This is a genomic window from Bradyrhizobium sp. UBA2491 (assembly GCF_002341725.1).
Taxonomy (GTDB): domain Bacteria; phylum Pseudomonadota; class Alphaproteobacteria; order Rhizobiales; family Xanthobacteraceae; genus Bradyrhizobium.
The window spans coordinates 25,558-36,739 of the sequence record NZ_DDOP01000004.1; the positions used below are offsets into that span (position 1 = coordinate 25,558).

The window sequence follows — 11,182 nt, forward strand, 5'->3', positions numbered from 1 at the left end:
CATCTGCATCGCAGGTTCCGGGTTGCGAGTTGCCGGTGATTGGACCAAGCTTGCCGAAAGCGGACGCGGTCTGTGGCGCTTGCGCGAGACAAGCCCAGTGCCTCTTCCCACCGGAGCAGCCATGCAACGATCCAGGGCCGTTTTCATCACAGCGATCGTCTACGGCTTGATCGGCCTGGTGCTCGCGGCCGGCGGGATCTGGCTTGCCGCGCTGGGCGGATCGATCTTCTATCTCGTCCTCGGCATCGGCATTCTCGCTACCGCGGCGCTGTTGCTGGCGCAGCGCCGTCAGGCGCTGTGGCTGTTCGCGATCGTGCTGGTCGGTACGTTGGCATGGGCGGTCCACGAGGTGAAATTCGACTGGTGGCCGCTCGCTGCGCGCGGCGACATCGTCTTTCCGATGGCACTCTGGCTGCTGACGCCGATGATCGTCCGCGGCCTTTCGCGAAACCAATCCGTATCCTACGCCAGCGCGACCGCGCCGCTCTGGGCCGGCGTGTTGGCAGCTTCTGCCGTCCTCGTCGTCGGGCTGCTGTCGAGCTATCACGACATCGACGGCACCATCGCGGAAGCCGGCGCCCCGGTGCCGCAAAGCGAAACCGATCCGCAGCCGGACGGCGACTGGCGCGCCTATGGCCGCACGCAGTTCGGACAGCGCTATTCGCCGCTGAAGCAGATCACACCCGACAATGTCAGCAAGCTCAAGGTCGCCTGGACCTTCCGCACCGGCGACGTGGAAACACCTAACGATTCCGGCGAGACGACCTTCGAGGTCACTCCGATCAAGGTACGCGACACGCTCTATCTGTGCTCGCAGCACCAGGTGCTGTTCGCGCTCGACGCCAGGACCGGCACGGAACGCTGGCGCTACGACCCCAAGCTTGTGTTCAACAAGACGTTCCAGCACATGACCTGCCGCGGGGTCTCCTATCACGAGACCGCACAGGGCGCCGTCGACGCCAGCGGCAATCCGGCACCGGCCGAATGCCCGCGGCGGATCTTCCTGCCGGTCAATGACGGCCGCATGATCGCGCTCGATGCCGACAGCGGCAAGCTGTGCGATGGCTTTGCCGATCACGGCGTCCTCGACCTGCAACAGGGAATGGCGATCAAGACGGCGGGCTTCTTCGAGCCGACGTCGCCGCCAGTGGTCAGCGACAAGATTTTGGTGGTTGCCGCCGCCGTCATCGACAATTACGCGGTCGAGGTGCCGTCGGGCGTGATCCGCGGCTTCGATGTCTACACCGGCAAGCTGGTCTGGGCCTGGGATTCCGGCGCGGTGGACGAGAACGCGCTGCCATCCCCGGACCGGCATTACATCACCGGCTCGCCGAATTCCTGGATCACGGCCTCGTTCGATCCGAAATTGAATCTGGTCTACATCCCGACCGGCAACAACGGACCCGACATCTGGGGCGGCAATCGCGATGCGCTGGTCGAACGTTATTCCAGCTCGATCGTTGCGCTCGACGTCAACACCGGCAAGCGCGCCTGGTCGTACCAGACCGTGCATCACGATCTCTGGGACATGGATGTTCCCTCGCAGCCGAGCCTGGTCGACGTCACCACGGCGAAGGGCGTCATCCCTGCGATCATCCAGCCGACCAAGGTCGGCAACATCTTCGTGCTCGACCGCAGGACCGGCGAGTTGATCGTGCCGGCGCCTGAACGTCCGGTGCCTCAGGGAGCAGCGCCCGGCGACCGCAGCGCACCGACGCAACCGTTCTCCGAACTGACCTTCCGCCCGGAGGCGAAGCTGACCGGCGCCGACATGTGGGGCGGTACGATCTTCGACCAGTTGCTGTGCCGGATCATGTTCCATCGCCTGCGCTACGAGGGCACGTTCACGCCGCCCTCGTTGCAGGGCACGCTGGTCTTCCCCGGCAATCTCGGCATGTTCGAATGGGGCGGCATTGCGATCGATCCTGTCAGGCAGATCGCGATCGCCAATCCGATGTCGCTGCCGTTTGCGTCGCGGCTGATTCCGCGCGGGCCAAACAATCCGCCGGCACCGACGGCGGACAAGCCGGTCGGCAGCGAGGTCGGCGTGCAGCCGATGTACGGCACGCCGTTCGGGGTGGACATCTGGAGCTTCCTGTCGCCGCTGTCCGTGCCGTGCTACCGGCCGCCATGGGGCTCGATGGCGGCGATCGACCTCCGGACGATGAAGGTCGTCTGGCAGCATCCGAACGGCACGATCCGGGACACCACGCCGTTGCCGCTTCCCTTCAAGATGGGCGTGCCGATGCTGGGCGGCCCGATCACCACCGCCGGCGGCGTCGCGTTCTACACCGGGACCTATGAATACACGATCCGGGCCTACGACGTGCGCGACGGCAAGGTGCTGTGGGAAGATCGACTGCCGGCCGGCGCGCAATCGACACCGATGAGCTACGAGGCCGGCGGCAAGCAATATGTCGTCACCGCGGCCGGCGGCCACGGTTCGTTCGGCACCAAGCGCGGCGACTACGTCATCGCCTACGCATTGCAGGATTAGGCCGCAACACGGCGTCATCGTCGCGTCATGCGGCGGTTCCGCTGCGGACCACCGCGCTGTTGCCGCCCGTCCCGCGATCGTGAATTTTGCGGCCTCGGGGCGGGTTGGCAAACGCGGCCAAAGCCGCTAAAGGTCCGCCCCCTTTCACAGACAATCCCGAGCATGACATGTCGAGCGCCCCGCCCGCCGTCTCGATTGGCGTCGATTTTGGCACCAGCAACACCGTGGTCGCACTGTCCGATGCCGATGGCCGTGTCGAGGCCATCCGCTTCGATCATGGCGGACGCACGCATAGCGTCTATGTCTCCGCGCTGTGCTTCTGGGAGGACCGGCCCGGCGCCGGCCTGCATCCGCGCGCCGAGGGCGGGCCGTGGGCGATCGAGCAGTTCCTGGAGGGACGCACGATCCATCGCTTCATCCAGTCGTTCAAGACGTTCGCGGCAAGCTCAGCCTTCAACACCACGCAGATCTTCCGGCAGCGCTACAAGTTCGAGGATCTGCTCGCCGCGTTCCTGCGCACGCTGACGCGCCATGCCGGCGAGGGCTTCGATCTCGGCGCACCGACCATCATGGTCGGCCGTCCGGTGAAGTTTGCTGGCGGCAATCCCAATGACGAGCTCGCGATGCAGCGCTACCGCGCCGCATTCGAGCGGCTCGGCGCCGGACACGCGCGCTACGTCTACGAGCCGGTCGGCGCGGCGTTCTCCTTTGCGCGCAGCCTCGACCATGACGCCACGGTGCTGGTGGCCGATTTCGGTGGCGGCACCAGCGACTTCTCGGTGATGCGATTCTCGCGCCAGGGCGGCGTGCTGCGCGCCGAGCCGCTGGGACATGCCGGCATCGGCATCGCCGGCGACACCTTCGACTATCGCATCGTCGACCACATCGTCTCGCCGCGGCTCGGCAAGGGCACCAACTACCGCTCGTTCGACAAGGTGCTGCCGATCCCCAACCACTACTATTCGAGCCTCGCGCGCTGGCACCAGCTCGCGATGATGCGGGGCAATGGCGATCTGCGCGAATTGCAGCAGCTGGCGCGCACCGCGCTCGATCCGGCGCCGCTCAACGATTTCATCACCATCGTCGACTACGATCTCGGCTTCGCACTCTACCGTGCCGTGTCCGATACCAAGGTCGCGCTGTCGAGCCGCGACCGCGTCGAGTTCCGCTTTGCCCGCCAAGGCATCGATATCGGCGCCACCGTGACGCGCGACGATTTCGAATCCTGGATCGCCGACGACATCGAGCGGCTGGGCGCGACGGTGGACGAGGCGCTGGCGAAATCCGGCATCACCGCGCGCGACGTCGAGAAGGTGTTCTTGACCGGCGGCACCTCGTTCGTGCCGGCGGTGCAGCGCCTGTTCGCGGAACGCTTCGGCGAGGCGCGATTGACCTCGGCGGACCAGTTCGAATCGATCGCCTATGGTCTCGCCCTGATCGGCCACACCCCCGATCCCGACCGCTGGACCTTCGCCGAAGCGGCGTGACGTTTCGCTCTGCGTCTTGATGTCGGCGCAATACGCGACTACATCTCGTCAATCATCAATCCGAGAGGATGCCGACGACCATGGATTTCACCCTGACCGCAATGCCCATCAGCCTTGCCCACGGGGATATCCATGCCAGCATCGATCACGCTCTCCCATCTGACCCTGTCCGCGCCTGACGGCCGGGTTCTCCTTTCCAACATCGATCTCAGTTTCGGCCCCGAACGCACCGGCCTTGTCGGCCGTAACGGCATCGGCAAGACGACGCTGCTCGGCCTGATCGCAGGCCGGCAGGCGCCGCAATCCGGCACGGTCTCGGTGCAGGGACGCGTCGGGATGCTGCATCAGACGGTGCAGGTGAAGCCGGACCAATCCGTCATCGACCTGTTCGGCGCACGCCGCGCATTGGCCGCGTTGCGCCGTGCCGAGCAGGGCCTGGCGACGGCCGAGGAGCTTGCGGATATCGACTGGACGCTCGACAGTCGCATCGCGGCCGCGCTCGCGCGTGTCGGATTGGACGATGTTCTCGACACCCCGCTGGCGATGCTATCAGGCGGACAGGCGACCCGGGCGCGCCTCGCGGCGCTCACCTTCGCACGGCCTGACTTCCTGCTACTCGACGAGCCCACCAACAATCTCGACCGTGCCGGACGCCAGGCCGTGATCGATCTGCTCGCCGGTTGGCGGCATGGCGCCATCGTCGTCAGCCACGATCGCGAGCTGCTCGAGACCATGGATGCGATCGTCGAACTGACCTCGCTGGAGGCACGGCGCTATGGCGGCAATTGGAGCCAATACCGCGCGCGCAAGGCGATCGAGCTCTCGGCGGCGCGACACGATCTTGACGATGCCGAGAAGCGTGTCGCCGAGATCGACCGCAAGACGCGGGAAGCGACCGAGAAGAAGGCGCGCAAGGACGGCGCCGGCGCGAGGAAGCGCGCCAAGGGCGACATGCCACGCATTGCCGCCGGGCTGCGCAAGGACCGCAGCGAGGACAGCGGCGGCGAGACCGCCCGGCTCGCCGAGCGCAGGCGAACGCAAGCAACAGAACTTGCCGCCAATACGCGCCAGCGCATCGAGGTGCTGCAACCGTTCACGGTGCAACTGCCGTCGACGCGTCTGCCTGCGGGCAAGGTGGTGCTGCGCATCGAGGCCGCCGATGCGGGTTACAGCGCGGAGGCACCGATCCTGCGCGGCCTCACCTTCTCCATGGCAGGCCCGGAGCGCGTCGCCATCACAGGCCCCAACGGCGCCGGCAAGACGACGTTGCTCAAGCTCGTCAGCGGCGCCCTCACCGCGACGCGCGGCACCGTCGAGGTGATGACCCGCTTTGCGATGTTCGATCAGGCGGTCAGCCTGCTCGATGCGCAAGCATCGATCCTCGCCAACTTCCGGCGCATCAATCCGGATGCCGACGAGAACGCCTGTCGCGCCGCGCTGGCGCGCTTTATGTTTCGCGCCGATGCGGCCTTGCAGACCGTCGCGAGCCTGAGCGGCGGCCAGTTGCTCCGCGCCGGCCTCGCCTGCGTCCTCGGCGGGCCAACGCCGCCGCCGCTGCTGATCCTCGACGAGCCGACCAACCATCTCGACATTGATTCCATGGAAGCGGTCGAGGCCGGGCTGCGCGCCTATGACGGCGCCCTGCTGGTCGTGAGCCACGACGAGGCCTTCCTGGAGGCGATCGGGGTCACCCGCAGGTTCGAGCTCGATGGCCGGCTCCCACCGAAATAGCCAAAACAACCCCATGCAAAGCAGCCAGCGGCCACCACTCCGGCCCGAGTGACCGTCAAATGGAGCCCCTCCGGACAAAAATTCGGACGTCATGTCACGTTTCGACGCCCTGCCTTGTCCTAGCTTCTGTAATGGCAGCAGCAGAGGACAGCATGCACACTATCGGAACCGGTGGCGGTCGCACCCTTGTCGCGATCGTCTATCATAGCGCTTACGGCCACACCCGGCGCCAGGCGGAGGCCGTCAGGTCTGGCATTCAAGATATCGATGGCGCGGAGGCGCTGCTGGTGCCTGTCGAGGACGCGGAACAGAGTTGGGATCACCTGCTGGATGCGGACGCATTGATCTTCGGCACGCCCACCTACATGGGCGCCGCCTCCGCGGCGTTCAAAGCGTTTCAGGAAGCAACCTCGACCGCGGTGATGTCGAAAGGCTACCGATGGAAGGACAAGCTCGCGGCCGGCTTCACCAATTCGGGCGCCCACGCCGGCGACAAGCTGTCGACATTGATCCAGCTTGCCCTGTTCGCCGCGCAGCACGGCATGCATTGGGTCAATCTCGATCTACCGCCAGGCAACAACTCCGCAGCGGGATCGGACGCCGATCCGAACCGGCTGGGATTTTGGCTAGGTGCCGGGGCGCAGTCGAACACCGACGAAGGTGCCGACACCGCGCCGCCTGAATCGGACCTCGCGACCGCCCGCCACCTCGGGCGGCGCGTGGCGATGACGGCGATTCAATTCGCACGTGGCCGTGAGGCGGCCGCGGCCATTCGGGCGGCGTCATGAAGGATGCGGCTGAAACCGCAGCGGCTGAGATCTTCGCCGACCTGCGGCCGCGCCTGATCCGGCTGGCCTACCGGATGCTGGGCTCGGTGGCCGACGCGGAGGATGTCGTGCACGATGCCTGGCTGCGCTGGCTCGCCGCCGATCGCGAGCGGATGCGCGATCCCAGGGCGCTGCTCTACACCATCGTCACCCGCCTGTCCCTGAACGAGCTGAAATCCGCGCGGCGCCGGCGCGCCGCCTATATCGGACCATGGCTGCCCGAGCCGTTCTTCGATCCCGAGCAGGAAGAGACCGCCGACGACCTGATCCTGCCGTTGATGATCGCGCTGGAGCGGCTGTCGCCGTTGGAACGGGCGGCCTTCCTGCTGCATGATGTGTTCGGGATGGAGTTCGATGCGGTCTCCGAGACGATCGGCCGCGAGGCCGCGACCTGCCGCAAGCTCGCCAGCCGCGCACGCGCGCATATCCACGATGCCAGGCCGCGGTTCGTGGTCGGCAATGAAGACGGCCTGCGGCTCGCCAATGTCTTCTTCACGGCGACGCGGACCGGCGACCTCGCCGCGTTGCGCGCGATGCTCGCCGAGGATGTCGTGGTCTACGCCGATGGCGGCGGCCGGGTGCCGGCGCCGGTTCGCCCGCTGGTCGGGTGTGATGCAGCGATGGAGCGTTTCGCGGGGCTCGCCCGCCTGTTCGCCGTGCATCCCTCACGCTTGATCCGCTACGCAACGATCAACGGATTGCCCGGCTTCGTCACGATGGAGGGCGACCTCGTTCAAACCACAGCATTGCAGTTCGAGAACGAACGGATCGTCGCGGTCTATGTGACGCGCAATCCCGACAAGCTGCACAACGTGCCGGGATGGCCGAACTGATCGCTCAGCTCACCCGATAGCGATAGACGAGATCGTCGGGGTTTTCCCTTGGCGCCGATCAGCGCACGATCCGCCACGTTTGCCGATCCGGCGTAAGCCGAATGGCCTTCGACCTGGAGCGGAACGCCCTTCACTCCCTCGATAACCCATTCAGCAGGGAGGTTGTCACCCAGCTAGCGGGGGCGAGTATCAAGATACCAGAAGAGTGCCACCTCCTCGGCCGTGTCCGAGCCCAGCTCGCGATAGAGAAATCGATCGTAGCCGCCGAGGACAAAGCCATAGCGCTGATAGAAGCTGCAAGCTGCGACATTGTTGGATTGGGTCTCCAACCGGATCGCTCCCAGCCCTTTGTCACGCGCCCAATCGGCAAGCCGATCCATCAACGCGGTCGCCAATCCTCGTCGGCGAAATGATCGGGCCACTGCAAAATCATCGACCACGGCGCAGCCGTTCCATCCTCGGCTCGCGGTAATGTATCCAGCGAGATTTCCCGCCTCGTTTGCCAGGAACAGCACCTTGTCGGTACCGTCGCATCGTTCAAACAGCGCCTCGTCCAGCCCATAGGCTTTGCGCCTTTGCGAGAGTGGTTCGACACGCAACGGCACCGCATCGAACGGCTCTACGATGATGCTATCAATCTCGAAGGAAAAATCGACTTCCTCAGCCGATCCCGGGAGCGCGTCCGCGCGAATGATTTCCATATCGCTTAGGATATCGGGTCGCGCACGAGAAGCTAGCGGGTCACTATTGATGCGCATCGTCGCGGCTTACCTGACGCGCAATCCCGACGAGCTGCACAACGTGCCGGGATGGCCGAACTGATCGCTCAGCCCGCCCGATAGCGATAGACGAGATCGTCGGGGTCCTCGCGCGGCGCCGACGGATCGAGCACACCGCCCAACCGCTTCGCCACCGCAGCCGACATCGCATTGTCCGGCGCCATATAGCTGACCAGCGTCGAAAGCTTCAATGTCGCGAACGCCCAGTCGCGCAGCGCGACCGCGGCCTCCGTGGCATAGCCATGCCCCTCGTGCCCGTCATAGAGCAGCCAGCCGAGTTCCTTCTCCGGAAACAGCGGCCCGTGGTTGATGCCGACCTGGCCGATGCACTGCTTCGACGCATTGAGCTCGATCATCAGCGCGCCATGCCCGAACAGACGCCAGCACGCCAGATCATGACAAAACATTCCCCACGCCGCGCGCACGTCGAACGGGCCGCCCATGCCGCCCGATCGGGACGAAGCCAGGAAGGCGAGGTAGGCGGGGAAGTCATCGATCACCTGCGGACGCAGTGTCAACCTAGCGGTGCTAAGCATCGGAACTTCATGGAGCATTGACCAACCTTCAGGTGCGGCCGAGATCGCGGCTGCGCGATCTCGGCTTCAAAGTCATCTTCGAGCGAAACGTTCGAACCTATACACTGGTTCAGGACGACTGACTCGTACTGGTTGAAACCTGCTGATTCAGTCTCAACTCCTCGCGCTCCAACTTTGCCCCAGGACATCAAGTACGGCTTGTGTGGACTAAGGCACAGCGTCCGATTGCCGGACGGCGATTACCGGCTTGCAGTTCCTTAGTGGGGAAGCAGGAGAAATACTCCGTTCTGAAGAACCCGGCTTTGCTCCAAACCAGAGTTGGTCGACGCTGAGGGAGCGCCCAGCGCGACTTGCAGGATGTGCGTACGGTTTAGAGTAGCCGCAACAAATGGCGAATTGATACCTGGGCCCTTAAAATAGATGAGAGACCAGCTCGGAGTTACGCCAGCCCCCATCGCGACCTCGAACTGGATTGTCGTGCTAATCGAATCCACCGGAGCATCTGGCTGTGTTGGAGCTTGCTGGGCAAGACCTTGCGTATAATCGGCAAGGGTCTTCGAATTTGCCTGATTTGTTTTTGCAGAGTCGGCAGAATCCCTCACGAAGCCCAGCTCCTCGCTGTAAAGTATGGGAAAGCGACGCGCTTCATCGCGCCCGGTCAGGGCGCATGCCTTCTCCTGCATCGAGCCATAGTTTTTAGACTCGTCATACGCCTTCCCGCCATTTTGTGGATCGCCGGGCGACGACGCGCAAGTCAATGCTCTGCACTGGTCATCTATCTCCCAACGCTGCCTCCACCGCTCGACGGGTGCACCCAGGAATTTGCTACAATCTCCGTAGGCATTTCCACACGCTTGTTGAAGTACGCAATCTTTGGCGCTCTGAGCGTTCTTCAAAAGTTTGCGGAACGTCGCTACTTGGTCGCGGAGAGTCTTGAGGGCTGGTCCCGTCGCAATGGGTGTATAGTTTGTCAGCTCGTCGTTCGCTTTCTCCAGATTTCCTTTAATCTGATTATAGGCTTTGTTGACCGCATCATGATTCGCGATGGTCTCTTGATTTGCCTCGGTTGCAAGCGCCACTAGATCGTCAAGTTTCTTGTTTTGCTCCGAATCCAATGACTTAGGCTGCGCCGAATTCTTGAATTCCAGGATCTTCTCTGCGGTTAAAGCAGGGTTACCGGTTATCGCAGTTGGTTTAGGAGTCACTTGCGGTTTCGTCGCGCTCGCTGTCCCCGGCGCCTTGTGTTTTCCGGCGAAAAGAACACTACCAACGGGAGAAAGCGAAGCGTCAGCCCATTCCTTTAGACGCAGATTGCCGAGAAGGCCTATGTCCTCTGCCGGCTTGCACATCTTGAAGTACTCTGCGCTTTTGCGAAATGCCGCAAGTTCAGCAACAGATATCGTGAAGCTTTCTGCCTGGATTGCCGTCATCTGCGCTCCAACGTTCGCATTGACCGCCGTTGTAAAGGACTGCTGCACGAGGCCAAGCGCCGAGCTTGTCGTCGTAGCTGGCCCAGCGCCGACATTGACCGCACTTCTTTGAAATTGGGTGTAGGACAGAGTCGGCGTTATTCCGCCCTGCTCGTTGATTTGAAGACTAAGGTCGGTTTTGACCGTCCAATCCTTGAGCCAAAGGTATTTGTCTTGGATGCTCTTGTCGCCGTAGGCCGACGCCAATTCGCATTTGACCCGCGTCACGACGTCATTGATGAATAGCTTGCTGTCTCGAGCGCCGGTCGTCTCTTCAATGGAAGGAACGATTGTGCAACTCGACAGCAGTACGACAACAAAGGCAACGCTCACAGGATTTGAAAACCGAACACGCCGCATGGAAAATTTACCCGCTACTTTGGGTTGAAAATACTCATAACCTAAAGCGGGAAACTGTCTGTTTGCAATCGAACACAGCTCTTTTCCCCGACAGACGTCGAACTTGTTTTCTGAATGTTTCTATATGTCCTCGTGATGAGACAAACATCAGAACCGGCTCGGCTGATCGACTGACGAGAGGGCTGAGGCCTATGTTACTCGGGGCGATGCTTCGACGACTTATCGTTGGTCTCGGTACGGAAGGCTTCGGATCCAACGATCTCCTCGTTCATCGTTCTTCGAAGCGCGCAAATGGAGTCAGCAGTGTCTACTGGGCTGGCGATAGACGGCCGGGAGTCAACTTCTCGATCCATTCGGTATTTGCTCCCTCCACCAACCTCGGCTTCGATGCGCAACAGATTCGCGTCGCGCTGGATATCCGAAGCAGTCACTCCGTCGTCGACCTGGATCTCTTCAGCGACCGGGCGGAGAAGGAAGAATTCACTGGCAAGCAGATCCATGTGGACTTCGCACCACTTCCGCCGGCCTACCGGAACTGGCCTATCCGTTCCATGATCGCGAGTTCTTGTGCCCCCTTAAGGGCGTCTTTGCTTGCGCCGGAAGCGCATCAACATCTCCACCGTCCCGGCCGGCCAGAAACTCGGCATCAAGGAGGTCGACGAC

9 protein-coding genes and 1 pseudogene are annotated in these 11,182 nt (G+C 63.0%); 6 read left to right on the top strand and 4 right to left on the bottom strand.

Annotation, left to right across the window (positions count from 1 at the left end; all coding sequences use genetic code 11):
- Positions 1–121 precede the first annotated feature (121 nt).
- From B2W55_RS01305 to B2W55_RS01325, 5 genes are all read left to right on the top strand, one after another.
- Positions 122–2,497, top strand: a complete 2,376-nt coding sequence (locus B2W55_RS01305; protein ID WP_024583300.1) for a glucose/quinate/shikimate family membrane-bound PQQ-dependent dehydrogenase — start codon at positions 122–124, stop codon at positions 2,495–2,497.
- Positions 2,498–2,664: 167 nt separating this feature from the next.
- Positions 2,665–3,984, top strand: a complete 1,320-nt coding sequence (locus B2W55_RS01310; RefSeq protein WP_024583299.1) for an Hsp70 family protein — start codon at positions 2,665–2,667, stop codon at positions 3,982–3,984.
- A 132-nt stretch (positions 3,985–4,116) separates the two neighbouring features.
- The gene (locus B2W55_RS01315; protein WP_024583298.1) at positions 4,117–5,715 is read left to right on the top strand and encodes an ABC-F family ATP-binding cassette domain-containing protein; all 1,599 of its coding nucleotides are present in this window, start codon (positions 4,117–4,119) and stop codon (positions 5,713–5,715) included.
- A gap of 131 nt (positions 5,716–5,846) precedes the next feature.
- Positions 5,847–6,503, top strand: coding sequence for a flavodoxin family protein (locus B2W55_RS01320; protein WP_024583297.1), 657 nt, complete (start codon positions 5,847–5,849; stop codon positions 6,501–6,503).
- Entirely contained in the window at positions 6,500–7,375 is an 876-nt protein-coding gene (locus B2W55_RS01325) for a sigma-70 family RNA polymerase sigma factor (protein WP_024583296.1), read from the top strand. The genes B2W55_RS01320 and B2W55_RS01325 overlap by 4 nt, the downstream gene beginning before the upstream one ends.
- A 173-nt stretch (positions 7,376–7,548) precedes the next feature.
- Here B2W55_RS01325 and B2W55_RS01330 read toward each other — a convergent pair whose 3' ends face one another.
- The 4 genes from B2W55_RS01330 to B2W55_RS01345 form a co-directional block, all read right to left on the bottom strand.
- Positions 7,549–8,076, bottom strand: a complete 528-nt coding sequence (locus B2W55_RS01330) for a GNAT family N-acetyltransferase (protein WP_024583295.1) — start codon at positions 8,074–8,076, stop codon at positions 7,549–7,551.
- A 125-nt stretch (positions 8,077–8,201) separates the two neighbouring features.
- A complete protein-coding gene (locus B2W55_RS01335; RefSeq protein WP_024583294.1) occupies positions 8,202–8,708 on the bottom strand; it encodes a GNAT family N-acetyltransferase in 507 nt (168 codons plus the stop codon).
- 239 nt (positions 8,709–8,947) lie between these two features.
- Entirely contained in the window at positions 8,948–10,519 is a 1,572-nt protein-coding gene (locus B2W55_RS01340; protein ID WP_145987161.1) for a hypothetical protein, read from the bottom strand.
- Between the two features lie 194 nt (positions 10,520–10,713).
- Entirely contained in the window at positions 10,714–11,019 is a 306-nt protein-coding gene (locus tag B2W55_RS01345; protein ID WP_024583292.1) for a hypothetical protein, read from the bottom strand.
- A 23-nt stretch (positions 11,020–11,042) separates the two neighbouring features.
- On the opposite strand from B2W55_RS01345, the pseudogene B2W55_RS34230 reads away from it, so the two are divergent.
- Positions 11,043–11,182 (top strand): annotated as a pseudogene (locus B2W55_RS34230) (IS481 family transposase); the annotation flags it as partial.

Coding starts and splice junctions, on each gene's coding strand:
- B2W55_RS01305 (WP_024583300.1), top strand. CDS start 122: ATGCAACGATCCAGGGCCGTTTTCATCACAGCGATCGTCTACGGCTTG.
- B2W55_RS01310 (WP_024583299.1), top strand. CDS start 2,665: ATGTCGAGCGCCCCGCCCGCCGTCTCGATTGGCGTCGATTTTGGCACC.
- B2W55_RS01315 (WP_024583298.1), top strand. CDS start 4,117: ATGCCAGCATCGATCACGCTCTCCCATCTGACCCTGTCCGCGCCTGAC.
- B2W55_RS01320 (WP_024583297.1), top strand. CDS start 5,847: ATGGCAGCAGCAGAGGACAGCATGCACACTATCGGAACCGGTGGCGGT.
- B2W55_RS01325 (WP_024583296.1), top strand. CDS start 6,500: ATGAAGGATGCGGCTGAAACCGCAGCGGCTGAGATCTTCGCCGACCTG.
- B2W55_RS01330 (WP_024583295.1), bottom strand. CDS start 8,076: ATGGAAATCATTCGCGCGGACGCGCTCCCGGGATCGGCTGAGGAAGTC.
- B2W55_RS01335 (WP_024583294.1), bottom strand. CDS start 8,708: ATGCTCCATGAAGTTCCGATGCTTAGCACCGCTAGGTTGACACTGCGT.
- B2W55_RS01340 (WP_145987161.1), bottom strand. CDS start 10,519: ATGCGGCGTGTTCGGTTTTCAAATCCTGTGAGCGTTGCCTTTGTTGTC.
- B2W55_RS01345 (WP_024583292.1), bottom strand. CDS start 11,019: ATGGATCTGCTTGCCAGTGAATTCTTCCTTCTCCGCCCGGTCGCTGAA.